At 63.7% G+C, this 23,516-nt stretch carries 26 protein-coding genes and 1 tRNA gene; 16 read left to right on the top strand and 11 right to left on the bottom strand.

Features of this window, described 5'->3' with window-relative positions:
- The first annotated feature begins 58 nt into the window (after window positions 1–58).
- The 10 genes from tsaB to SPHS8_RS04710 all read left to right on the top strand — a co-directional run bounded on the left by tsaB (window position 59) and on the right by SPHS8_RS04710 (window position 8,697).
- Entirely contained in the window at window positions 59–691 is a 633-nt protein-coding gene (gene tsaB / locus SPHS8_RS04665; RefSeq protein ID WP_201514382.1) for a tRNA (adenosine(37)-N6)-threonylcarbamoyltransferase complex dimerization subunit type 1 TsaB, read from the top strand.
- Window positions 688–1,167 carry a ribosomal protein S18-alanine N-acetyltransferase gene (gene rimI / locus SPHS8_RS04670; protein ID WP_201514386.1) on the top strand — a complete coding sequence of 160 codons (480 nt, stop codon included), beginning with the start codon at window positions 688–690 and terminating at the stop codon, window positions 1,165–1,167. The genes tsaB and rimI overlap by 4 nt, the downstream gene beginning before the upstream one ends.
- Window positions 1,168–1,278: 111 nt before the next feature.
- A complete protein-coding gene (locus tag SPHS8_RS04675) occupies window positions 1,279–1,701 on the top strand; it encodes a MucR family transcriptional regulator (RefSeq protein WP_097091816.1) in 423 nt (140 codons plus the stop codon).
- 120 nt (window positions 1,702–1,821) lie between these two features.
- Complete coding sequence (locus SPHS8_RS04680) at window positions 1,822–2,244, top strand: Fur family transcriptional regulator (RefSeq protein WP_097091818.1); 423 nt, start codon at window positions 1,822–1,824, stop codon at window positions 2,242–2,244.
- A gap of 131 nt (window positions 2,245–2,375) precedes the next feature.
- Window positions 2,376–3,008: a lysophospholipid acyltransferase family protein gene (locus SPHS8_RS04685; RefSeq protein WP_443018564.1), complete on the top strand. Its 633-nt coding sequence runs from the start codon at window positions 2,376–2,378 to the stop codon at window positions 3,006–3,008.
- A gap of 9 nt (window positions 3,009–3,017) precedes the next feature.
- Window positions 3,018–4,367 (top strand): tRNA (N6-isopentenyl adenosine(37)-C2)-methylthiotransferase MiaB, encoded by a 1,350-nt coding sequence (gene miaB / locus SPHS8_RS04690; RefSeq protein ID WP_201514388.1) that lies wholly within the window; start codon window positions 3,018–3,020, stop codon window positions 4,365–4,367.
- Window positions 4,368–4,489: 122 nt separating this feature from the next.
- The gene (locus SPHS8_RS04695; RefSeq protein WP_201514391.1) at window positions 4,490–5,494 is read left to right on the top strand and encodes a PhoH family protein; all 1,005 of its coding nucleotides are present in this window, start codon (window positions 4,490–4,492) and stop codon (window positions 5,492–5,494) included.
- 49 nt (window positions 5,495–5,543) lie between these two features.
- On the top strand, window positions 5,544–6,053 hold the full coding sequence (gene ybeY, locus SPHS8_RS04700; RefSeq protein ID WP_201514400.1) for an rRNA maturation RNase YbeY: 510 nt from the start codon (window positions 5,544–5,546) through the stop codon (window positions 6,051–6,053).
- Between the two features lie 11 nt (window positions 6,054–6,064).
- The gene (locus SPHS8_RS04705) at window positions 6,065–7,012 is read left to right on the top strand and encodes a hemolysin family protein (RefSeq protein ID WP_201514403.1); all 948 of its coding nucleotides are present in this window, start codon (window positions 6,065–6,067) and stop codon (window positions 7,010–7,012) included.
- 254 nt (window positions 7,013–7,266) lie between these two features.
- Entirely contained in the window at window positions 7,267–8,697 is a 1,431-nt protein-coding gene (locus tag SPHS8_RS04710; protein WP_201514870.1) for a DUF2142 domain-containing protein, read from the top strand.
- Here the strand turns inward: SPHS8_RS04710 and SPHS8_RS04715 are convergent.
- Genes SPHS8_RS04715 through SPHS8_RS04730 form a run of 4 tightly spaced genes read right to left on the bottom strand, consistent with a single transcriptional unit; the run spans window position 8,659 to window position 12,497 of the window.
- A complete protein-coding gene (locus tag SPHS8_RS04715) occupies window positions 8,659–9,399 on the bottom strand; it encodes a phosphatase PAP2 family protein (RefSeq protein ID WP_201514406.1) in 741 nt (246 codons plus the stop codon). The genes SPHS8_RS04710 and SPHS8_RS04715 overlap by 39 nt on opposite strands.
- Window positions 9,377–10,786, bottom strand: a complete 1,410-nt coding sequence (gene lpdA, locus SPHS8_RS04720; RefSeq protein WP_201514409.1) for a dihydrolipoyl dehydrogenase — start codon at window positions 10,784–10,786, stop codon at window positions 9,377–9,379. The genes SPHS8_RS04715 and lpdA overlap by 23 nt, the downstream gene beginning before the upstream one ends.
- Window positions 10,787–10,803: 17 nt before the next feature.
- Window positions 10,804–11,205, bottom strand: a complete 402-nt coding sequence (locus SPHS8_RS04725; RefSeq protein WP_097091838.1) for an acyl-CoA thioesterase — start codon at window positions 11,203–11,205, stop codon at window positions 10,804–10,806.
- On the bottom strand, window positions 11,205–12,497 hold the full coding sequence (locus SPHS8_RS04730; protein WP_201514412.1) for a pyruvate dehydrogenase complex dihydrolipoamide acetyltransferase: 1,293 nt from the start codon (window positions 12,495–12,497) through the stop codon (window positions 11,205–11,207). The genes SPHS8_RS04725 and SPHS8_RS04730 overlap by 1 nt, the downstream gene beginning before the upstream one ends.
- A 206-nt stretch (window positions 12,498–12,703) precedes the next feature.
- Here SPHS8_RS04730 and SPHS8_RS04735 point away from each other — a divergent pair, with 206 nt between their 5' ends.
- A complete protein-coding gene (locus SPHS8_RS04735; protein WP_097092817.1) occupies window positions 12,704–13,159 on the top strand; it encodes a universal stress protein in 456 nt (151 codons plus the stop codon).
- A gap of 119 nt (window positions 13,160–13,278) precedes the next feature.
- Here the strand turns inward: SPHS8_RS04735 and rnr are convergent, their stop codons facing one another.
- The 3 genes from rnr to SPHS8_RS04750 form a co-directional block, all read right to left on the bottom strand.
- Complete coding sequence (gene rnr / locus SPHS8_RS04740; RefSeq protein WP_201514416.1) at window positions 13,279–15,630, bottom strand: ribonuclease R; 2,352 nt, start codon at window positions 15,628–15,630, stop codon at window positions 13,279–13,281.
- Window positions 15,631–15,808: 178 nt separating this feature from the next.
- Window positions 15,809–16,459: an MOSC domain-containing protein gene (locus SPHS8_RS04745; RefSeq protein WP_201514419.1), complete on the bottom strand. Its 651-nt coding sequence runs from the start codon at window positions 16,457–16,459 to the stop codon at window positions 15,809–15,811.
- 42 nt (window positions 16,460–16,501) lie between these two features.
- A complete protein-coding gene (locus SPHS8_RS04750; protein ID WP_097091841.1) occupies window positions 16,502–16,720 on the bottom strand; it encodes a DUF2945 domain-containing protein in 219 nt (72 codons plus the stop codon).
- 119 nt (window positions 16,721–16,839) lie between these two features.
- Here SPHS8_RS04750 and SPHS8_RS04755 point away from each other — a divergent pair, with 119 nt between their 5' ends.
- The 4 genes from SPHS8_RS04755 (at window position 16,840) to SPHS8_RS04770 (ending at window position 20,348) form a co-directional block, all read left to right on the top strand.
- Window positions 16,840–18,018 carry a glycosyltransferase family 4 protein gene (locus SPHS8_RS04755; RefSeq protein ID WP_201514871.1) on the top strand — a complete coding sequence of 393 codons (1,179 nt, stop codon included), beginning with the start codon at window positions 16,840–16,842 and terminating at the stop codon, window positions 18,016–18,018.
- Window positions 18,019–18,045: 27 nt separating this feature from the next.
- Complete coding sequence (locus SPHS8_RS04760; RefSeq protein ID WP_201514421.1) at window positions 18,046–19,365, top strand: replication-associated recombination protein A; 1,320 nt, start codon at window positions 18,046–18,048, stop codon at window positions 19,363–19,365.
- A 16-nt stretch (window positions 19,366–19,381) separates the two neighbouring features.
- Complete coding sequence (locus SPHS8_RS04765) at window positions 19,382–20,242, top strand: hypothetical protein (RefSeq protein ID WP_201514425.1); 861 nt, start codon at window positions 19,382–19,384, stop codon at window positions 20,240–20,242.
- A gap of 30 nt (window positions 20,243–20,272) precedes the next feature.
- Window positions 20,273–20,348, top strand: a tRNA-Thr gene (locus SPHS8_RS04770).
- Between the two features lie 47 nt (window positions 20,349–20,395).
- Here the strand turns inward: SPHS8_RS04770 and SPHS8_RS04775 are convergent.
- Window positions 20,396–20,692 (bottom strand): hypothetical protein, encoded by a 297-nt coding sequence (locus tag SPHS8_RS04775; protein ID WP_236574968.1) that lies wholly within the window; start codon window positions 20,690–20,692, stop codon window positions 20,396–20,398.
- A 93-nt stretch (window positions 20,693–20,785) separates the two neighbouring features.
- Here SPHS8_RS04775 and SPHS8_RS04780 point away from each other — a divergent pair, with 93 nt between their 5' ends.
- The gene (locus tag SPHS8_RS04780; protein ID WP_201514428.1) at window positions 20,786–21,055 is read left to right on the top strand and encodes a hypothetical protein; all 270 of its coding nucleotides are present in this window, start codon (window positions 20,786–20,788) and stop codon (window positions 21,053–21,055) included.
- A 186-nt stretch (window positions 21,056–21,241) separates the two neighbouring features.
- Here SPHS8_RS04780 and SPHS8_RS04785 read toward each other — a convergent pair whose 3' ends face one another.
- Genes SPHS8_RS04785 through folE form a run of 3 tightly spaced genes read right to left on the bottom strand, consistent with a single transcriptional unit; the run spans window position 21,242 to window position 23,511 of the window.
- Window positions 21,242–22,018, bottom strand: coding sequence for an enoyl-CoA hydratase-related protein (locus SPHS8_RS04785; protein WP_201514430.1), 777 nt, complete (start codon window positions 22,016–22,018; stop codon window positions 21,242–21,244).
- Window positions 22,019–22,069: 51 nt separating this feature from the next.
- Window positions 22,070–22,906 (bottom strand): SDR family oxidoreductase, encoded by an 837-nt coding sequence (locus tag SPHS8_RS04790; RefSeq protein WP_097091845.1) that lies wholly within the window; start codon window positions 22,904–22,906, stop codon window positions 22,070–22,072.
- Complete coding sequence (folE, locus tag SPHS8_RS04795; RefSeq protein ID WP_097091846.1) at window positions 22,903–23,511, bottom strand: GTP cyclohydrolase I FolE; 609 nt, start codon at window positions 23,509–23,511, stop codon at window positions 22,903–22,905. The genes SPHS8_RS04790 and folE overlap by 4 nt, the downstream gene beginning before the upstream one ends.
- Window positions 23,512–23,516 lie beyond the last annotated feature (5 nt).

Below are 23,516 nucleotides of genomic sequence, written 5' to 3' on the forward strand. Positions count from 1 at the left end.
CGACTAACCGCGTCGCATAACCCATCACGCCCGTCCGCTTTTCTCATAGGGGATTTTCTTGCGCACTCTCGTCATCGACACCGCTACGCAGGCGCTGTCCGTGGCGCTGCTCGATGACGGCAAGACGATCGGTCATTTCCACGAAGTCGTCGGCCGAGGCCATGCCGAAGCGCTGGTGCCAGCCATCGCCGCCCTGCCCGATGGCGGCCGGGCCGACGCGATCGCCGTGGACCTTGGCCCCGGAAGCTTCACGGGGGTTCGCATCGGGATCGCAGCTGCGCGGGCACTTGCCCTGGCCTGGTCCCTGCCGCTCCATGGATATTGCGCGCTGTCGCTGATTGCGGCCAAGGCGGCGCAAAGTCAGGATCAGGATGGAGGGCCGATCGCGGTCACCATCACCGGAGGGCATGGCGAATTGTTTTGGCAATGTTTCGACGCCGACGGCCTGACCGCTGTCACGCATCCAGCGTCGACACCGATCGCGACGCTCGCCACGATGCTGGATCAGCCCATGATTTACGGGACCGGCGCCGAAGTTTTGGTGACGGCGCGCGGCCATGGCACCGCCGTCAGCCTTTATCCCAACTCCGCCGACTTCCCGCTCATCGCAGGTCTCGCGCCGCTGCCGCCTTCCCCCATTTATTGTCGTGAAGCGGACGCGCTGCCCATGCCGCAGCAGGCCCGTTCATGATCCCCGGCCTGGTTCTGGACATGTATGAGGATGGCGAGCGCAATGCGCTGGCCGACGCGATGGACGTCATGGGCCAAGCGTTCGACCCTGCTTATGGAGAGGCGTGGACATTGCCGCAACTGTCGGGCGTCATGATGATGCCGGGCACCTGGCTCACCATCGCCCGGGTCGATGCGGCGGCGCTGGGCTTTGCCCTCGTCCGATCGGTGCTCGACGAATGTGAATTGCTGCTGCTGGCCGTCCATCCGGCATGGCGCGGCAAAGGCATTGGCCGCGAACTGTTGATCGACAGCCTGAAGACAGCGCGACGCCGTGGTATAAAATCCATGAACCTTGAAGTCCGTTCGTCAAATACAGCCGTCAAGCTGTATGAAAAAACGGGATTTGAATATGTGCATAGGCGCCCTGGTTATTACCGGGGAGCGGACGGTCAACTTCATGACGCCCTCAGCTTTCGTATAGAAATGCTGGGATAGACTGATCGCCCTTGCTAAAGGGAAGATCAGGGTATAACGCAGACATACCGCTCCTGAAACGAATTTACTTGGGCGGGTCGCATTACATTCAGCATTCGCGGGATAAAAGAAATGGAAATCGAATCAGCCCAGAGCGAGCTGCTCATTACTTTGACTTCGGATATTGTTGCAGCACATGTTTCCAACAACAGTGTCGCCGTATCTGACGTTTCGACGCTTATCCAGAACGTACACGCAGCCCTTTCCGGGCTGGCCAAGCCTGCTGCTGCGCCGGAAGTGAAGCCGGAACCGGCCGTGTCGGTGCGTTCTTCGATCAAGCCCGACTATATTATCTGCCTGGAAGACGGCAAGAAGCTGAAGATGCTGAAGCGGCACCTGATGACTCATTATCAGATGACGCCGGAAGATTATCGCGCGAAGTGGGGCCTGCCCGCCGACTATCCGATGGTCGCGCCCAACTATGCCGAACAGCGCCGGTCGCTGGCGAAGAAGATCGGCCTTGGCACGAAGCGCCGCCGCACGCGCGCGAAATAAGCAGCGGCACGGACGATCCGTCATGAGAAGGGGCGCATTTGCCGTGCGCCCCTTTTATAATGGCGTCGATGCCGCTAGATTCCGGCTGATTATTTGACACACCCCAATGAGCGAGCCCGCATGAACCGCAAGATCGATGTAGAAGCCCTTTGCCATGAGAAGGGCCTGCGCATCACCGAACAGCGCCGCGTGATCGCTCAAGTGCTGAGCGATGCGTCCGACCATCCGGACGTTGAGGAACTGCACAAGCGGTCGTCCGCCATCGACCCCGGCATTTCGATCGCGACCGTTTACCGCACCGTCCGCTTGTTTGAGGAAGCAGGCATATTGGACCGGCATGATTTCGGCGATGGCCGTGCCCGTTATGAGGCCGCACCCGAAGCGCATCACGACCATCTGATCGATGTCGAAACCGGCAACGTGATCGAGTTCGTCGATCCGGAATTGGAACAGTTGCAGAAGCAGATCGCCGAGAAGCTGGGTTTCCGCCTGGTCGATCACCGCATGGAATTGTACGGCGTGTCACTGGAACGCAAGAACTGACAGCCTTGCGGCGGCTGCGCTATTTCTACCGGCTGAGCGCGCTGGCGGCGTCGCTGCTGCTTTGCCTGATCCCGCATCTGCTGTGGCGGGCCGTGGGCGCCCGGTCACCCTGGCCCCGCCGCTTCCTGGGAATGGCGGCGCGCGGGGTGGGTGCGCGGGTTCGGGTGGACGGGCATCCCTTTCACGGCGACAGCTTCATCATCGCCAATCATGTCAGCTGGGTCGATATATTGGCGCTGGGCGGCGCGACCGGCGCTGCCTTCGTCGCGCATGACGGGATTGCCGGGTGGCCGGTGATCGGCTGGCTGGCGGCGCAGAATAATACGCTGTTCGTGGCGCGGAACCGGCGCGGTGCGCTGGGCGGGCAGATCGAGGCGTTGCGCGCCGCACTGGCGGGGCATCAGCCGGTCGCCCTTTTCCCGGAGGGTACGACGAGCGATGGGCAGGCTTTGCTCCCGTTCAAGCCGTCCTTGCTGGCGGTGCTGCTGCCCCCGCCGCGCGCGGTTATGATCCAGCCTGTGCATATCGATTATGGGGCAGCGACGGATGAGATCGCCTGGCATAGCGATGAACCGGCGGGCAGCAATGCCAAGCGGCTGCTGGAGCGGCCCGGCCGGATCGAGGTGACGCTGCGTTTTTTGGAGCCGTTTGATCCGGCGCTCTACCCGGATCGCAAGCAATTGGCGGCGGTGGCGCGGGAGCGGATCGCCACGAGCATGGCCATGCACCTGCCGCCTTTCGCTCCGCTGTCGCCGCCTGTATAGCTGGACCACATGAATCGTAACGACGCCCCCAAGACTCCAGCGACATTCCACGTCAAATCCTTCGGCTGCCAGATGAACGTCTATGATGGCGAGCGCATGGCCGAGATGCTGGGCGAGCGGGGCATGACCGCTGCGGCCGACGGGGCGGAGGCTGATCTGGTCATCCTCAACACTTGCCACATCCGAGAAAAGGCGGTGGACAAGGTCTATTCCGACATCGGCCGGTTGAACCGAGAAGATGGCACGCGGCCGATGATCGCGGTCGCCGGTTGCGTAGCTCAGGCGGAAGGGAGCGAGATCAGCCGCCGCGCGAAAAGCGTCGATATCGTGGTGGGTCCACAGGCTTATCACCGGCTGCCCGACCTGATCGAAAAAGCCGGGCGCGGCGAGGAAGCGGTGGATACCGACATGCCGCTGGCGTCGAAGTTCGGCGCGCTGCCAGCGCGGACCAAGCAGGCGCGGCCCACGGCTTTCCTGACGATCATGGAAGGGTGCGACAAATTCTGCACCTATTGCGTGGTGCCTTATACGCGCGGGGCGGAGATCAGCCGGACCTGGGGCGCGATACTGGACGAGGCAAAGGCGCTGGTTGACGGCGGCGTGCGCGAGATCACGCTGCTTGGGCAGAATGTGAATGCCTGGGCGGGCGAAGATGACAAGGGGCGCATGCAGGGCATGGACGGCCTGGTGCGTGAACTGGCGAAGATCGGCGGGCTGGAGCGCATCCGTTACACGACCAGCCATCCCAACGACATGAGCGACGGGCTGATCGCGGCGCATGGCGACGAGCCCAAGCTGATGCCTTTCCTGCATCTGCCGGTGCAGTCGGGGAACAACCGCATCTTGAAGGCGATGAACCGCAGTCATGATGCGGAAAGCTATTTGCGGATCATCGAGCGGGTGCGGGAGGCGCGGCCGGACATCGCGCTGTCGGGCGACTTCATCGTCGGCTTCCCCGGCGAGACGGATGCGGAGTTCGAGGATACGCTGAAGATCGTCGAGCAAGTGCGCTATGCGCAATGCTATTCGTTCAAATACAGCCCCCGCCCCGGCACGCCCGCGGCGGACATGGACGGGCAGATCCCGGCGGCGGTTATGGACGAGCGGCTGGCGCGGCTACAGGCGCTGATCAACCGGCATCAGGTCGAGTTCAACGCGGCGACCGTCGGGCGGCAGACGCAGATTCTGCTGGAGCGCAAGGGACGTCATCCCGGCCAGCTCATCGGAAAAACGCCATGGCTGCAATCTGTCCATGTCACGGCGCCGGAACTTTTCATCGGCGACATGGTCGAAGTGGATATCATCAGTGCCGGTCCGAACAGTCTGGCCGGCGAACTCAGCAGGAGGAAAGCCGCTTGAACCCATTCCAAGTCGTTCCCGGCGCAACGGGAGCTCATCTCCGGACCTGGCTGGCAGGATCAAGGCCCGAGAGATGGATATCCGCCCTTGCGGATAGGACGACAGGAAAGGGAGGCTGCTGAATGTCGAAGAAACCGAACCAGAACCAGCGCAGCGACATGGCGGAACGCGCCCGGTTGGAAGTGACCTTCGAAAAGCCACACTTGTTGGGCGCGCTGTTCGGGCAATATGACCAGAATCTGGTGGCGATAGAGAACCGGCTGGGCGTCTATATCGCGGCGCGGGGCAACAAGCTGCAGATCGAGGGCGAGGCGGAAGCGGCTGCGCGGGCGCGGGACGTGATGACGGGCCTCTACAACCGGATCGCGGCGGGGCAGGAAATCGACAGCGGCGCGGTGGAGGCGGTGATCGCCATGTCCGCCGAACCGACGCTGGACGGCATCATCCGACATGACGTCGCCGAGCCGCCCAAGGTGATGATCCGCACGCGCAAGAAGACGATCGTGCCGCGATCCGCGACGCAGGTCACCTATATGGAGGCGCTGACCCGCAACGACATCATCTTTGCGCTGGGGCCGGCGGGTACGGGCAAGACCTACCTGGCCGTCGCGCAGGCGGTGAGCCAGCTGATCACGGGCAGCGTCGACCGGCTGATCCTCTCACGCCCGGCGGTCGAGGCGGGCGAGCGGCTGGGCTTCCTGCCCGGCGACATGAAGGAGAAGGTCGATCCCTATCTGCGGCCGATCTATGACGCGCTGTACGACACGCTGCCCGCCGAGCAGGTGGAGCGGCGGATCGCGAGCGGAGAGATCGAGATCGCGCCGATCGCCTTCATGCGCGGGCGGACGCTGTCCAACGCCTTCATCGTGCTGGACGAGGCGCAGAATACGACGATCGCGCAGATGAAGATGTTCCTCACCCGTTTCGGCGAGGGGAGCCGGATGGTGATCTGCGGCGACCCGAGGCAGGTGGACTTGCCGCAGCCGGGCATATCCGGCCTTGCCGATGCCGTGGCGCGGCTGGAGGGCGTCGAAGGCATATCGGTGGTGCCGTTCGGGATCGGCGACGTCGTGCGCCACCCGGTCGTCGGGCGGATCGTGCAGGCCTATGAGGGGCCGGATGCTTGAGCGGGACGCTGTTTCTCGACTTCGCCCGAAACGAACGGAGCTTATTTGAATGATTGAAGTTGCGGTCCTTCAGGAAGAAGGCTGGCCGAAGGAAGATTGGGAACTGCTGGCGCAGCGGGCGGTCGTGGCGGCTATCACCCATAGCCCCTATGCCGCCTTTGCAGCGGATGAGGCGCTGTATGAGGTCGCGGTCAAGCTGACCAGCGACGAGGAAGTGCACGGCCTCAACCGTGCCTATCGCGACAAGGACAAGCCGACCAACGTCCTGTCATTCCCGATGGTGCAGCATGACCTGTTGGAGGCGACCGGCAACACCGACGATGGCGAGGTGCTGCTGGGTGATATCGTGCTGGCCGAGGGGGTTTGCGCGCAGGAAGCGGCGGAAAAAGGCATCTCCGTCGCCGACCACGCCACGCACCTCATCATTCATGGCACTTTCCATTTGCTGGGATATGATCATATGGAGGACGCCGAGGCGGAAGCGATGGAAGCGTTGGAGACGCAATCGCTGCTGAGCCTTGGCATTTCCGATCCCTATGGGGATCGCCTGACAGGATAATAGGAAGAACGATGGCTGAAGGCAGTCCGAAGGACGGCAACGGTTCAAAGGAACCGGACAGTAGTAGTCAAGAAGGCGGTTTATGGAGCGGCCTGAAGTCGCTGCTGTTCGGCGAGGAAGAGAGCCCCAGCCTGCGGCGCGAGCTGGAAGAGGCGCTCGACGAATATGATGAGGATGAGCAGGAGGACGGCGCTCCTGCTCCCGCCAAGGGGGACCTGTCCGCGATCGAGCGGCAGATGGTCCGCAATCTCCTGCATTTTTCCGAGCATACGGTCGATGACGTGGCGGTGCCGCGCGCCGACATCATCGCGATCGAGGAACGGGCGAGCTTTGCCGAATTGGCCGCACTGTTCGCCGAAGCCGGGCATAGCCGCATCCCGGTCTATCGCGAGACGCTGGATACCATCGTGGGCATGGTCCACATTCGCGACGCATTCGCCATCCTTGCGGGCAAATCGCCCGTGCCGGACAGCCTGGAGCCGCTGATCCGCCAGCCGCTCTATGTGCCCGAAAGCATGGGCGCGCTGGACCTGCTGGCCGAGATGCGCGCCAAGCGGACCCATCTGGCGATCGTGCTGGACGAATATTCGGGCACCGAAGGGCTGCTGACATTCGAGGATCTGGTCGAGGAAATCGTCGGCGAGGTCGAGGATGAACATGATGACGCGCCCGAAGCGCTGATGGTGCCGCTGGAAGGCGGGCTGTGGGAGGCCGATGCGCGCGCCGAGTTGGAAGACGTCGCGAAAGAAATCGATCCGCGCCTTGCCGATGTGGAGGAAGATGTCGACACGCTGGGAGGGCTTGCCTTCGTCATTGCCGGCCGGGTGCCGGATGCGGGCGAGATACTCGATCATGAGGAAAGCGGCTGGAAGCTGGAGATTATCGGCAGCGACGGGCGGCGGGTGACGCGGTTGCGCCTGCATCCGCCTGTCGAAAAAGAAGAACAGGAAGTCGAATGAAAGCAGACGCCCGCCGCAATGATCGGGACGCGTGGGCAATGCTGGGGAAATGTTAATAGCTGATCGTTAGGGTTCTGCTGCCTCAATGCTTTCGGTTGGAAGCGGCGTGAGGGTGCGAGGCTAACGATTGTTGCGCTGCCCCCCTCACCCTGCCCTCTCCCCGGAGGGGAGAGGGTTTCTGGGGGTGGAGCGGCGTTTTGCGGCACGAACGATTATCGATTTCTACGGGGCGCGCGGCCCTGTCACCCATTGCCGTGCCGGTGAAGGGATTGGACCGCTGGCTGCTGGCGCTGCTGTGCGCCGTCACATTGGCGTTCGCGATCATCACGCCGCCCTTTCAGGCACCCGACGAAAACCAGCATTATATGAAGGCGCTGCTGCTGGCGGACGGCCGGGTCATGACGGAGCAGCGGGGTCCGGAAATCGGGGCCGAGCTGCCGCGATCCGCGCTGGAATTGCATGGGGTGGATTTTCCAACGGAGGTCACCGGCAAGGCGCGGCGCTTTGATCCCGCGATGGTGGAACGTGCCTGGAGCGCGGACGCGGGGCGGCCCGGCACTGCCTTTGCCGACTTTCCCAATGTCGCCAACTATGCGCCGACGCTCTATGCGCCTTCTGCCGCTGGATTGATGATCGGTGATGCGTTGGGCCTGCCGCGTATGGGGAGCTTCTATGTGGGGCGGTTGGTCAACGCTGCGGGCGGGCTGATCTTGCTGACCGTGGCGTTCGGCCTGATGCCATTTGGGCGCGCGGCCCTGCTGGCGACCGCATTGCTGCCGACATTTTGTTATCAAACGGGTTCGCTTTCGCCTGACGCAGTCATCAACGGCATGGGTTTTGCCGGTCTCGCGCTGTCGCTGCGACTTGCCGCGATGGGGAGCAGTCCGGCCCGAAACGCCGGGCTGATGCTCGCCGCGCCGCTGCTTGCGCTGGCGAAGGGTGTTTATCTGCCGCTGATGGCAGCGGGGCTGCAATGGCCGCAGCATCGGCGGGACATGCGGCCATGGCTGCTGATCGGCGCGATGGCCGTTGGAGCGGCCGCGTTCATCCTGTGGATGAAGATGTCGGGCGGCAGCCAGGCGCTTTATCATATCGTGTCGCGCAAGACCGGTGAGGATGTCATGACCGCGCCGCTTGCCGCGCAGCTTGGCGTCATCCTGGGCGACCCCGCCGCCTATGTTCGTGCGCTGGGGACCAGCATCGTCGAGCGGTCGCCGGTTTATGCGTTGCAGATCGTCGGGCGGTTCGGGTGGAACGCGATTCTGCTGCCGCTGCTCGCTTACCCGGTGGCGGCTGTCATGTTGGCGGCGGCGGTGGCGAGCGGATCAGGTGTGCGGGTCAGCCTGGGGCAAAGGCTGTGGTGGCTCGCCGTGGTGGCCGGCACTGGTCTGCTGATCGAAACGGCCATGTATCTGACGGGAACGCCGCTGGGGGCGGATTATGTGCAGGGGACGCAGGGGCGCTATTTCCTGCCGTTGCTGCCCTTGGCATTGTTGGCCCTGATGCCGGAAACGGGGTTGCGCGGGGCTCGCGGCGTCTTTGCGGGATCGGCGCTGCTGTTGCTGATGATCGCGCTCGCCAGCGCTTATGACAGCTTCTGGGTGCACGGCTTCGTTACGGCGGACGGGATGCCGCCGCATGAACGGCTAAGCGACGCGCTGCTCCTGCCCTCGCCCCGCTGGTAGCCAGTGGCGCCAGAGGCATAGCCAGCCCAGGCCTTCTACCCAACCGGCAAGGACATCGCTCGGCCAGTGCACGCCCAGCCAGACGCGGCTGGTGCCGATGAGGGCGATGATGAGCGCTGCGGCGATATAGGGTGAGGCGTAAAGCCCCTTACCCCGACCCTTGAGCTCCGTTCGGGCTGAGTCCTTCGACAAACTCAGGGCGAACGGGGTTGGGCGGCTATGACGAGTGAGCGCACGATGCATCAGCATGGCAAGCGCGCCGAACAGGATCATGGTGCCGGCGGAATGGCCGCTGGGAAAACTGTAGCTGTGCACGATGTCGATGTGCGGCAGCAGATCGGGGCGCGGCGCGGCGAAAATCTGCTTGAGGCCGGTGTTGAGCAAGGTGCCACCGACTACGACCAGCGCGAGCCATTGGGCGGCGTGACGCTGACGCCGGTAGAGCAAGCCCAACGCCACGGCCGCCATGATGAGCAGGCGTCCCACCGTATCGCCCACAGCGGACGCTGCGACCATGACCGTGGTGATCCATGGGGCAGCAACCCTGCCCGCTCCCGCCGCGTTCATTGCCGCGATGTTGAGCGGATCGAACCAGCCGGACCGCTGAAGCAGCGCGATGGCCAGCACGCCGAGAAGCGCGAGGACGAATATCCCCGCGCCCCTTTGCCATGAGCGGCGATCAGATATGGAGCGCACGCCCATAAGCGGCGAGTACGCTTTCGTGCATCGATTCCGAGATGGTCGGATGCGGGAAGACGGTGTGCATCAGTTCCGCTTCGGTGGTTTCCATCGTCTTGCCGATGGTGAAGCCCTGGATCATCTCCGTGACTTCAGCGCCGACCATGTGCGCGCCCAGCAGTTCGCCGGTTTTCGCGTCGAACACGGTCTTGGTGAAGCCTTCCGCTTCGCCGAGCGCGATCGCCTTGCCGTTGCCGATGAAGGGGAACATGCCGACCTTCACCTCATAGCCTGCCTCCCTGGCCTTGGCTTCGGTGAGGCCGACTGAGGCGATCTGCGGATGGCAATAGGTGCAGCCTGGTATGTTGCGCGGATCCATGGCGTGGGGATGCTTGCCCGCGATCGCTTCGGCCGCGATGACGCCTTCATGGCTGGCCTTGTGCGCGAGCCATGGCGGGGCGGTGATGTCGCCGATCGCCCACAGGCCGTCGACATTGGTGCGGCACATCTCGTCGGTTTTGAGGAAGCCGCGATCGTCCATGGCGACGCCCAGTTCCTTCAGGCCGATATTTTCGGTGTTGGGCACGATGCCGATGGCGACGATCATGTGGCTGAACTCGGCGGCGCTTTCCTTGCCCGCCTTGTCCTTCAGCTTCGCCTTGATGCCGTTGGCGCCGACCTGAATATCGCTGACGCCAGCGCCGGTCAGGATAGTCATGCCCTGCTTCTTCAGCGCCTTTTCGAGGAAGGCGGAGACGTCCGCATCCTCGACCGGCACGACGCGGTCCATCATTTCGACCACGGTCACATCAGCGCCCATGTCGTTGTAGAAGCTCGCAAATTCGATGCCGATCGCGCCGGAGCCGATGACGAGCAGCTTTGTCGGCATTTCCGGCGGGGTCATGGCGTGGCGGTAGGTCCAGACGCGCTTGCCGTCGGCGGCTGCGCCCGGCAGGTCGCGTGCGCGGGCGCCGGTGGCCAGGATGATGTTCTTTGCGGTGAGTTCTTCGGTCTTGCCGTCCTTGGTGACGGAGAGCTTGCCCCCAGACTTGCCAGCCCCGGTCAGCTTGCCCTCGCCCATGTGAACGGCGATCTTGTTCTTCTTCATCAGGTGCGTGACACCCTGATTGAGCTGCTTGGCGACGCCGCGCGAGCGTTTGACCACGGCGGCGATGTCCGCACTGATCTTTTCGGCGGCCAGGCCATAGTCCCCGGCATGCTGCATATAGTGGAAGATTTCCGCCGAGCGCAGCAGCGCCTTGGTCGGGATGCAGCCCCAGTTGAGGCAGATGCCGCCGAGATTTTCACGCTCGACAATGGCGGTCTTGAGGCCCAGCTGCGCCGCGCGGATCGCGGCCACATAGCCGCCGGGGCCGGAGCCCAGAACGATCAGATCGTAATTCTCAGCCATTATCCTGGTCTCTCTTCTTATGCCGCGGTCATGGGCGGCACGGTGCGGGGCTGGCGATCCTCACCGATCGCCACGAAGGTGAAGGTGGCGCGGGTCACGCGATAGGATCGGTCGTCATGACGGGTGCGCCGCCATGCCTCGACATCGATCTTCATCGATGTGCGGCCGACCGAGACGAGCTTTGCGAAGACCGACACTTCGTCGCCAACGACGACCGGGCGGAGGAAGGTCATGCCTTCGACGGCGATGGTCACGGCGCGGCCCTTGCTGTGGCGCGCGGCGACGGAACCGGCCGCCGAGTCCATCAGGCTCATCAGCCAGCCGCCGAAAATATCCCCATAAGGATTGGTGTCGGCGGGCATGGCGATGACGCGGACGGCGGGGCTTTCCTCCGGCGGCAGCTCGTCGGCGGCGCGCATCAGGCGAGCATGCCGATCGGGTTTTCGACCAGTTCGCGGAAGACCTGCATCAGGCGCGCACCATCCGCGCCGTCAATGGCGCGATGGTCGAAGCTGCCGGTGGCGGACATGACGGTCGCGATCTGGAGCGAGTCATCGACGACGAAGGGCCGCTTTTCGCCCGCGCCGATCGCCATGATCATGGCCTGGGGCGGGTTGATGACGGCTTCGAACTGCTTGATACCGAACATGCCCATGTTGGAAAGCGACGCGGTGCCGCCCTGATATTCTTCCGGCTTGAGCTTGCCGTCCTTCGCGCGGGCGGCAAGGTCCTTCATGGCGGTGGAAATGGCGGCGACGCCCTTGCTGTCAGCGCCGGTCACGATCGGAGTGATGAGGCCGCCGGGGATGGATACGGCCACGCTGATGTCGGCGCGGCTGAATTGCAGCATCTGGTCGCCCGCGAACTGCACGTTGCATTCGGGCACCTGGATGAGGGCGACGCCCAGCGCCTTTATGAGGAGGTCGTTGACGGACAGCTTGACGTTGCGGCTGGCGAGACCGGCGTTGAGTTCGGCGCGCAGCTTCAACAGCTTGTCGAGCTGAACGTCGACGGTGAGATAGATGTGCGGCACCTGCTGCTTGGACTCGGTCAGGCGGCGGGCGATCGTCTTGCGCATGCCGCTTAATTTGATGACTTCGTGGGGGATGCCGAAGTCCTGCGCGGCATGGGTCGCGGCGGGCGCGGGGGCCGGGGCTGCGGCGGCGGGAGTCGCGGCGGCAGCGGGGGCCTTGGCCGAAGCGCCTTCCAGATCGGCCTTCACGATGCGGCCATTAGGGCCGGAGCCGGAGAGGCTGGCGAGGTCGATGCCCTTTTCCTCGGCTATGCGGCGCGCGAGCGGGCTGGCTTTTACGCGGTCGCCAGATTGGGCGGGTGCGGCCTCTGCCTTGGGTGCGGGAGCGTCTGCCTTCGGCGCGGGTGCTTCTGCCTTGGCGGGGACTGGGTCGGCCTTCGGCGCTGCCTTGGGCGCCGGAGCGGAGCCGCCTTCTGCTGCTTGCGCGAGGTCTTCGCCTTCTTCGGCGATGATGGCGATGACGGTGCCGACCTTCACGCCTTCGGAGCCTTCGGAGACGAGGATCTTGGCGATCTTGCCCTCGTCCACGGCTTCGAATTCCATGGTGGCCTTGTCCGTCTCGATCTCAGCGAGCAGATCACCCGACGACACGGTATCGCCTTCCTTCACCAGCCATTTAGCCAACGTCCCTTCTTCCATCGTGGGAGACAAGGCGGGCATCTGGATTTTCTTGCTCATGCGTGAAGGCCTCTCTTCTTTTCCCGGCCGAGCGGGTAAGCGTTGGATGCCGTTTTGACCCTTTGGGCGGGAGGGTCAAGGCGCGCCTTGCGCCTTTGGCGATAATCCGCCACATTTCACCAGACTGGTTCACAATTTACCAGATGGGTTCGAACAATAGGGCGGCGAAGGCGTTGGCTGCCATTTTGGCGTGGGGTGCGACAGCGATGCGGACTTATCTGGTTGTAGTGGACGAATCGCCGGAGGCAGAGACGGCGCTGCGGTTCGCGGCCCGGCGCGCGGCCAAGACGGCGGGGTCTATTCGCATTCTTGCGCTCGTACCGCCCGCCGAGTTCGTGCAGTGGGGCGGCGTTCAGGCGACGATGGAGGATGAGGCGCGGCAGCGCGCCGAAGCGCTCGTCACCAGCGCGGCGGGCACGCTGACGGAGGAATCCGGCATCCGTCCGAGCATCACCGTGCGGCAGGGTGACGCGGTGGCGGTGGTGCGCGAAACGCTGGACGAGATGCCTGATGTTGCGGCGCTGGTGCTGGGGGCTGCGGCGAGCGGGCATCCCGGTGCGCTGGTGTCGCACTTTGCTGGGGCGGATGCGGGCAAGCTGCCCTGCCCGATCATGGTCATTCCGGGCGGGTTGAGCGCGGAGGCGATTGATCGGTTGAGTTGAGGAGCGGTTGTGGTTCATCCAGGAGGGCTGCGGGGTTTACCGATCGAGCTCTGGCCTGTGAGGCATGATAGATCCTGAAACAAGTTCAGGATGACGAGTTGGAGGACGGAAGCGACGGCTTATCGCTTATGCCGTCCCCGCTTTGAGCCGATGTGGCGGATGTTTGCGGGGCGGCCGCGTTTCGCTCCGGGGCGTACGCGGTCCTTCTTGAAGCTTGGCCGCTGCGGCGGGGCGTCGGGTAGCTCGAAGCGCAGGGAGCCGTTGATAGGATCGGCCTCTGCCAGGCGCAGTTGGAGATGCTGGCCGACGGTGTAGCGGTCGCCGCTTTCCACGCCTTCCAGGGCGCGGCCCGCTTCATCGAAGAAGAAGCGCTCGTCGCCCATGGTGGAAACCGGGACGAGGCCATCGCCGCCGAGCCCTGCGACCGTCGCGAAGAAGCCGAAATTCTGGACGCCGGTAATCCGCGCATCGACCAGTTCGCCGACATGGGCGGCGAGATAGGCGGCGACATAGCGGTCGATCGTCTCCCGCTCCGCCTCCATCGCGCGGCGTTCATGCTGGCTGATCATCTCGCCAACGCGGGCCATATTTTCATAGTCATCGGCGCTGAGCGAAGTCCGATCGGGCAGAACGCCGCCCTTCGGCGCGGGCAATTCGAGCTTGTAGGCACCGACCAGCGCGCGGTGGACCAGCAAATCTGCGTAGCGGCGGATGGGCGATGTGAAATGCGCGTAGGAACCGAGCGCGAGGCCGAAATGCCCCATGTTGGCGGGGCTATAATAGGCCTGGGTCTGGCTGCGCAGGATTTGCTCCATGATCTGCGGCTTTTCCTCCGCTTCGCCGATCCGGTCGATCAGGCGATTGAAGGTCGAAGGCTTGATGACCTGCCCCAGCGCGAAGTCGATGTCGAAGGTAGCGAGATATTCCTTCAGCGCGACCAGCTTTTCACGGCTCGGCGGTTCGTGGACGCGGTACATGACCGGCGCTTTCTTGCCTTCGAGCGCCTTGGCGGCGGCGACATTGGCGGCGATCATATAATCTTCGATCAGCATATGCGCGTCGAGGCGTTCGCGGACGGCGACGCTGACGATCTTGCCATTTTCGTCGAGGACGACCCGGCGTTCCGGGAGATCCAGGGCGAGAGGGTCTCGCTTGTCGCGGGCCTTGCGGAGGAGTTTCCAGCAAGCCCAGAGGGGTTTGAGGGCGGTTTCGAGGAGGTCGAGTTGGTTCGGCGGGGTTTCGCCTTGCCCACCCCCGGCCCCTCCCGCCTGCGGGAGGGGAGATGTGCCGTCGATTGCCGCCTGGGCGTCTTCATAGGCGAGGACGGCGGCGACGCGGATGATGGCGCGGGTGAAGCGCCAGTTGGTGACTTTGCCGGAGGCGTCGACGGTAAGGTGGCAGGCCATCGCGGCGCGATCCTGCCCGGCGCGGAGCGAGCACATGTCCGATGACAGCTGGTGCGGCAGCATGGGGACGACGAGGTCAGGGAAATAGACGCTGTTGCCGCGCTTGCGTGCTTCCTTGTCGAGCGCGCTGCCTGGGCGGACATAATAGCTGACATCGGCGATGGCGACGATGGCGTGATAGCCGCCGGGGTTGGCGGGGTCTTCATCAGGCGTGGCCCAGACGGCGTCGTCATGATCGCGCGCATCGACGGGATCGATCGCGACGATGGGCAGGTGGCGCAGGTCCTCGCGCTTGTCCTCATTAAGGGCGATGCCGGATGCCGCCACCGCCTCATCCTCCACCTGTTCGGGGAAGACGTGCGGGATGCCATGTTTGTGGATCGCGATGAGGCTGAAGCTGCGGGGCGCGAAGGGATCGCCCAAAATGTCGGTAACGCGCGCGCTGATGCGCGGCGGGCGGCCCACGGGCTCGGCCAGCACGAGGTCGCCGGGTTGAGCATTGCCCGCGTCGCTGATCGGTGTGTCCTTGCGGATGCGCTTGTCGACGGGACGAAGCCAGAGCTTGCCGCCCTCACCCGCTTCGACCACACCCAGCAGCTCCTCGCTCGCCTTGGCGAGTTTCTTCATCGGGTGGGCGACCCAGCCGCGCCCTGCCTCTTCCGTGCGAGCTAGGATGCGGTCACCGATGGTCAGTGCGCCCCTTTTGCCGCGCTCCAGAACGCGCAGGCGAGGCGCGGGCTGGCCCTCGGCTTCCCACCGTTCCGGCGTGGCGATGAGGGTGGTGTCGTCCACATCGACGATGCGCAGCACGGTCACCTTCGGCACGCCGCCCATCTTGTGGAAGGCGCGGGCCGGGCCGATGTCCAGCAGACCTTCGTCGGCCATGTCCTTCAGCAGCGCCTTAAGAGCGATCTTTTCCTGACCCTTGAGGCCGAATGCCTTTGCGATCTCCCTCTTGCCGGCGGGCTGATCGGAGGAGGTGATGAACTCCATCACCTGATCGCGGGTGGGGAAGCCGGCGGGCCGGACTTTGGCGGGTTTTTTCTGCTTTTGGGTCGATGCCATGGTTTAGCTATAGGGATGGGTTGCACGGCATGCCAGATGGCGGGGTAAATTTGGGTGGCGCGCGAGGTCGCTTCTGGTGAAGGGACGGATTAAGGGGCGGGTCCTTGAGTTACACTGGAATCACGCCCTGCCCACCCCCGGCCCCTCCCTCTGTCGGGACTGGAGAGGACGGGTGCCGTTATTCGACCAGCTTGCGCGCGCGGTCGCGCCAGACCTCGGCCAGGACCGGCATGTTTGCAAGCGCACGAACGGCATCCGGTTCCACCTTATGCCGGCCGCCGATCAGCAAGCGAAAAACGCGGGCGATCGGCCAGTCGGGAAATGGGCGGTCGAGTAGTTCCATGCGCCCTTTCGCTTCCGCCCCCCCTTCCTGTAGGACGCGGAAATAGAGGCCTGCGCGGCCTGTCTTTACGATGGTGGCAAGCACGTCGCGCGTGCCGAAGCGGTGATCGAGCTTCCAGCAGGGTTGGCGTCCATGGCTCACCTCCACCAGCGCGCTGCCGAACGAGAAGCGGTCGCCGAGACAGATTTCCTCCTCGGTCATGCCGAAGGAAGCGATGTTTTCGCCAAAGGCACCGGGAGCCTGAAGCAGCGGGTGGCCGGGCTTGCGTTCGCGCCACCAGTCATAATGGTCCTGCGGGTAGAGGTGGATCGCCTTGTCCCAGCCGCCATGATGGATGGGGTCGGCTACCGCGTCGCCCTCCAGCCCCTGCCATCTTACGCGGACGACGCCGTCCACCGGCCGCTTTGCGATAGCGCTATAATCGCCGTCGCGAAAGGGCATGGGCGTGCCGGTCAGCAATGCGGCGATGGTCAGATGTTCAGCCATGCCGCCCCTATGGCAGTGGCGCGAAGCCTTGGCGAGAGGGCCTCAGGCGCGGCTGAGTTCCGATGCGAGCTTCAACACCTCGCTGCCGCTATCGGTCTGGACCAGATAAGCGGGGTTCCGTGCCGAGCCGTTGCGGCGGATCAACGCGCCTTCGATCATCTTTTCCACCTGGGCGTCGAAGCGCTCCGCGACACGGCCACGTCCCACGCCCTGGCCCCAGTTCCATTTGACCCGCATGCCTTTGCGGAAGCCTTCGACCATTCTCTACCCTCTCCTGCCGCACGCGCATGGCGGCGTTTCATGAAATCGCGATGACAAAAATCCCGGCTGCGGGCGGGGTTCCCTTGGGTTTTTCGTTCGCCTGGGTTAAGGGGCGGCAGATGGACGTCACTGGCCTTCGCGTTGCGCTATTCAGCGGCAATTACAATTATGTGCGCGATGGCGCGAACCAGGCGCTCAACCGCTTCGTGGGCTATTTGCTGCGTCAGGGCGCGGCGGTGCGCGTCTATTCGCCCACGATCGCGACACCCGCGTTCGAGCCGACCGGCGATCTGGTGAGCGCTCCGTCCCTGGCGATACCGGGGCGGAAGGAATATCGCGTCCCCTATCGCATGTGCGGGCGCGTCAGGCGCGACCTGAAGCGGTTCCAGCCCAACCTGGTCCATGTGTCGAGCCCAGACCCGTTGGGACATCGCGCGGTCACATGGGCGCGGGGCAACGGGCTTCCGGCGGTGGCTTCGGTCCATACGCGGTTCGAGACTTATCCCCGCTATTATGGGCTGGCATTTCTGGAGCCGGTCATCGAATCGATGCTGCGGCGCTTTTACCGGCGTTGCGATGCGATCGTCGCGCCTTCGGAGTCCATGGCGCAACTGCTGCGCGAACAGCGGATGAGCTATGATGTGGGCATTTGGACGCGTGGGATCGACCGGGAGATCTTCAACCCGGGGCGCCGCGACATGGATTGGCGGCGGTCGCTGGGGATAGAGGATGACGAGCCGGTGATCGGCTTCATCGGCCGGCTGGTGATGGAAAAGGGCTTGGATGTCTTTTCCGACGCGATCGACCAGTTGAAGATGCGCCATGTGCGGCACAAGGTGCTGATCATCGGCGAAGGCCCGGCGCGGGAGTGGTTCCAGAACCGGTTGCCGGATGCGGTCTTCACGGGATTTCAGAAGGGCGACGAGCTGGGCCGTGCCGTCGCCAGCATGGACATGCTGTTCAACCCCTCGATCACCGAGACGTTCGGGAATGTGACGCTGGAGGCGATGGCCTGCGCCCTCCCCACAGTGGCGGCGCGGGCGACGGGGAGCGAGAGCCTTGTCACCGAGGGCGTGACCGGGCGCCTGATCCGTCCGGGAGCGATCGGGGCTTTTGCGGATGCGCTGACGAGCTACTGCACTGATCCCGCTGCGCGAGCCGCTGCGGGAGCAGCCGCCATGGGGGAAGCGGAGCGATATGGATGGGATCAGGTGAACCAGGCGCTGGTCGACACCTATCTCCGTGTGATCCGCCAGCGGGCGCAGGGTGCGCGGCTGCGCTCCAGCCCGGTTCCTTAAAGCGCCCGCCTTCCCTATATCGGGACGATGGCCGATCTTTTTGCTTCCGATGCCGTGAACATGCCCGGTGATGCCGGGGAGAATGCGCCGCTGGCCGACCGGCTGCGGCCACGGACCCTGGCCGATGTCGTTGGACAAGAGCATCTGACCGGGGCGGAGGGCGCGATCGGGCGGATGGTGGCGGCGGGGCGGCTTTCCTCCATCATCCTGTGGGGGCCTCCGGGGACAGGCAAGACGACGATCGCGCGGCTGCTGGCCGATGCGGTGGATATGCGGTTCGAGCCGATATCGGCGGTTTTTTCCGGGGTGGCCGACCTCAAGAAGGTCTTTGCCGCGGCCAAGGAGCATGCACGGCGCGGGGACAAGACGCTGCTGTTCGTGGACGAGATCCACCGGTTCAACCGGGCGCAGCAGGACAGCTTTCTGCCCTTTGTCGAGGATGGGACGGTGACCCTGGTCGGCGCGACCACGGAAAATCCCAGTTTCGAGCTGAACGCGGCGCTGCTGTCGCGGGCGCAGGTGCTGATCCTGCACCGGCTGGATGCGTCGGCGCTGGAGCTGTTGCTGGAGCGGGCGGAGGCGATCACGCAGCGTCCCTTGCCACTCACCCCGGCTGCACGGGACGCCTTGCTGGCGAGCGCGGATGGCGATGGGCGTTTCCTGCTCAATCAGGTCGAGACGCTCTATTCGATCGATATCGGCGAGCCGCTGGATCCGGCCGGGCTGTCGGCGCTGCTGCATCGGCGCATGGCGGTCTATGACAAGGATCGGGAGGGGCATTACAACCTCATTTCGGCGTTGCATAAGTCGCTGCGCGGATCGGACCCGCAGGCGGCGCTCTATTATCTGGCGCGGATGCTGACGGCGGGGGAGCAGCCGCTCTATGTGCTGCGGAGGCTGGTGCGGTTTGCGAGCGAGGATATCGGCCTTGCCGACCCGCAGGCGCTCGTTCAGTGCCTGGCCGCCAAGGAGAGTTACGATTTCCTGGGAAGCCCGGAGGGGGAACTGGCGATCGTGCAGGCGTGCCTTTATTGCGCGACCGCGCCCAAGTCGAACGCGGCTTATGCTGCGATGAAGACGGCGTGGAAGTCGGCGCGAGATACAGGGTCGTTGATGCCGCCCAAGAATATCCTCAACGCCCCTACCCGGCTGATGAAAACCATCGGCTATGGCAAGGGCTATCAATATGATCATGACGATGCGGAGGGTTTTTCGGGCGACAATTACTGGCCCGAGGAAATGGAGCCGCAGACCTTCTTCGCCCCGACCGATCGCGGGTTCGAAGCGCGGATAGCCGAGCGCATGGCCTATTGGGACCGGCTGCGGGCCGAGCGCGACGGCGATTAAGGAAGCGGTTGCGTCTATGACTCCGCGTTTTGCCCGTTATGCCGCGATCGATTGGTCGGGCGCGAAGGGCGTGCGGCACAAGGGGATAGCGGTTGCGCTGTGCGATCGTGGTGACGCCGTGCCCCGGCTCGTCCATCCGGACGGTGGAGGCTTCTGGTCACGTTCGGCGGTGGCGGAATGGCTGATCGATGCCGCTGCGGAGGCGCCGACGCTGTTCGGATTCGATTTCAGCTTCGCGCCACCCTTCGTGGCGCGGGAAGCTTATCTGCCGGGCGACGATGTGCCGGCGACGGGGCCTGACTTCTGGGCCTATGTCGATCGCGTCTGCGATGACCCCGATCTGGGCGCGGCGAGCCTGCTGCACGTCACCCACCGCCGCCATTTCTACTTCGGCAAGGCGGACGGGGCGAAGGCCGACTTCATGCATAACCGGGTGTGCGAAGCCCATTATAATGCGGGCGGCGGGGGGAAGCCGTCCACCGTCTATGACGCGATCGGCGCGGCGCAGGTCGCCAAGGCGAGCTTTGCGGGAATGCGCCTGCTCCATCATGTGCGGGATCATGTTCCGGTCTGGCCGTTCGATCCGGCACCTAGCAGTGGGTCATTGGTGGTGGAGATCTACACCAGCATTGCGGCCCGCGCGGCCGGACGGCCGAAGGGGCGGACGAAGATGCGAGACCTCGCCGCGCTCGACGATGCGCTCTGCGCGTTGGGCTCTGAGCCCTATGAAGGATTGCCACCGGATGATCATGGCGCCGACGCCATCGTGACCGCTGCGTGGATGCGCAACGTCGCGCCGAGGCCGAGCCTCTGGACCCCATCTGCGCTCAATCCACATATTGCCGCAACGGAGGGCTGGACGTTCGGTATCATCTGATAGTAAGGCGCTTCACCGTCCAACGGACGCGCCGGCTTAGCTCAGTTGGTAGAGCACCTGATTTGTAATCAGGGGGTCAGGGGTTCGAGCCCTCTAGCCGGCACCATATCCCCTTGTGGCGCGCGCCTTCTTCAGATCGCCGGACGCGTTGTCCTAATTGCCCAGTTTCGGCCGCGTGACTTCCACCGTCTTTATGCCGGTGTCGAGCGAACCAGTTCTGGGCTGAGCGTCAGGGCCGCCTTTTATGCCCGTGTCCCTGGGCGCGCCGCCGCCGCCGCCGCCACTGGATGCGGCGATCGCTTCGGAACTCAGCGAAGTGGACAAGAGGATGGTCATCGCGGGCGGCACCGTTGCCGCGAACCTGCCGCAAGTCTTAAGGAAATTGCGCCTGTCTTCGGTTGCCGGCGAATTCAACTGATCGTCCATGATGCCATCCTTCTCTATTCGCATCGTAGATTAACAGGTGAAGCATCCGGAAGATTTGGCAAAAAAGAGCTATAGACTTTAGTATAGGGCCAAAGAAAAAGGCAAACCAAACGCAAAATGGGGGCCGGCATCTCTGCCGGTCCCCACTTCCGTCGTGTCCCGGATCCGCTTCCCGTTCAGGATGCGATCATCGGACTCGGCGCGCGATGCTTTCGCCAGAAAGGCTTGGCATCGTGTTTGCTCCGGCTTTCCGGCTATGAGGCCATGTTCCGCAGCGTGCCTTCAAACTACAATATCCGACGTCCGCTTTCGCGCGTGCATGATATCGCCTTTGAAGACCATCAGTTTCCGTTCGAACCGGGTGGTTCCAACGTCAGCCTGATGTGATCGAAACTTCACTCAAATCTTTGATATTATCGCCGATTTGATGATCCGGATTTCTCCGTTTCGTCGTCCGTTTCGATAGGAGGATGGTCTCACCAAAAGCGAGTCGCTCAAAGCGGAATCTGGCATGCTGGTGACAGACTCCGCCTAAAGCTGTGGATAATTGTGGAAATTTTTCGCCTGTCGCTTTTAGCGCCCTTTCCACACGCCGGGACGCTTTTCAACGAAGGCATTCATGCCTTCGACGCGATCCTCGGTCGCGGTCAGAAGCTGGAACAAACGCCGCTCGGTCGTCAGCCCCTGCCCCAACATGGTTTCGAAGGCGAGATCCACCATTTCCTTGTTCACCATCGCAGCCATCGGGGGCATGGCGGCGATGGCTGCAGCGGTCTTCAGCGCATCGTCCAGCAGTTCAGCCGCCGGTACGATCCGCGAGACAAGGCCTGAACGTTCGGCTTCTTCCGCGCCCATCATACGCCCCGTCAGACACATTTCCATGGCCTTGGCCTTGCCAACGGCCTTGGTCAGGCGCTGCGATCCACCCATGCCGGGCGCAACGCCAAGCTTGATTTCCGGCTGCCCGAACTTGGCGGTGTCCGCTGCGATGATGAAGTCTGCCATCATGGCGAGCTCGCAACCGCCGCCCAGTGCAAAGCCTGCGACAGCCGCGATCCAGGGCTTCCGGGTGGCGACAAGATTTCTCTGCCAGCCGGAGAAGAAGTCCTCCAGGAAGAAGTCGGCAGCGGCCTTGCTGGCCATTTCCTTGATGTCAGCGCCTGCCGCGAACGCCTTTTCGCTGCCGGTCAGCACCAGGCATAATTGCGATGGATCGGCATCATAAGCGGCAAAGGCGGCGCTGAGGTCAGCCAGCACCTTAGTATTGAGGGCGTTCAGCGCCTGTGGCCGGTTCAGCGTGACCAGCGTGACGGCATCGCGCTGTTCGACCAGGATCGTTTCGAAGCTCATCGTCATCTTCCTTCAAATCTGCGGTGCGGCAGGCGCAAGCGACGCCCCCGGTCACCGTCCCATATGCATGAAATCGCGGTCGTAGCTGCGCATATGCGCGCCGCCGTCGACATAGAGCGTCTGCCCGGTGACGGCGCTCGCTTGCGCAAGATAGAGCACAGCTTCCGCAATCTGCTCCGCCAAGGGCAGGCGCCCGAGGGGCATTGCCGATTGCAGCCTTTCCATCTGCGCCTCGTCATAATCGGGCGTTGCGATGGTGAGGCCGGGCGCAACTGCGTTAACCCGAATGTTCGGCGCAAGGCTGGAGGCGGACAGGCGGGTAAGCCCAGCCAGTGCCGATTTCGACAAGGTATAGGCCAACTGGTCGGCATGCGGATGATCTATCCGCTGATCGAGAATATTGATGATGCACCGATCCGCTACCCCGGCAGGGATTGTCGCGAACGCCTTCGTCAGCAGGGCGGGCGCGGCGCAGTTTACGGCATAATGCCGCATAAGGTCTTCGGCGGACACATTGTCGAGCCGGTCCTGGCCGAAGATCGCGGCGCTGTTTACCAATATGTCGGGCGGTCGGCCGAACCTCTCCGCGACCTTGGCCACCAATTCCTCGGCACTTTCGGGATCGGCGAAGTCGGCCGTGAAACCATCCCATTCCGTGCCGTTCTCGTCGAGCGTCAAGGCGAGAGCGGAATCCAGCCGAGTGTCGTGGCTGCCGTGAATTGCGAGCGAATAGCCCGCGCGGGCGAACCCGGCGGCAATGACACCTCCAAGCCGTCGGTGACCGCCCGTGATGAGCGCCAGGCGCTTGTTCGCCAGCGGCAGCGGGCCCTCGCTCCGCTCTCGCGCGCCGCCTATAGGCCGGTAGGCAGGTGCGTCTTCCCCGTTCACGATTCGATGAGCTTCAGCACTTCCTCGCGACTTTTTTCATCGTCGCGAAACACGCCGAGCATGCGGCTGGTCTTCATCAGGACGTTGGGCGTGCGGACACCCCGACCCGTCATGCAACCGTGCGTCGCTTCGATCACCACGGCCACGCCCTGGGGCTTCAGATGTTCCCAGATGCAGTTGGCGACTTCGGCGGTCAGCCGTTCCTGGACCTGAAGCCGGTTGGCGAAGGCGTGCAGCACGCGAGCGAGTTTCGAGATGCCGACAACATATTTGCCTGGCAAATAGGCGATGTGCCCGCGCCCGATGATCGGCGCCATATGATGTTCGCAGTGCGACTGGAACGGGATGTCCTTGAGCAGCACGATATCATCATAGCCGCCCACTTCATGGAAGATGCGCGAGAGGTGATAGGCCGGATCGTCGCCATAGCCGCGGCAATATTCCCGCCATGCGCGCGCGACGCGTTGGGGCGTTTCAAGCAAGCCTTCGCGGTCGGGATTGTCGCCAGACCAACGGATCAACGTGCGGATGGCGTCCGCCACATTCGCGGGCACAGCTTCCTTGATCGCTTCGCCTACGGCCTCGGCATCGGGATCATAGTCCATGGATG

Source organism: Sphingobium sp. S6 (assembly GCF_905120495.1).
GTDB classification, from domain to species: domain Bacteria; phylum Pseudomonadota; class Alphaproteobacteria; order Sphingomonadales; family Sphingomonadaceae; genus Sphingobium; species Sphingobium agri.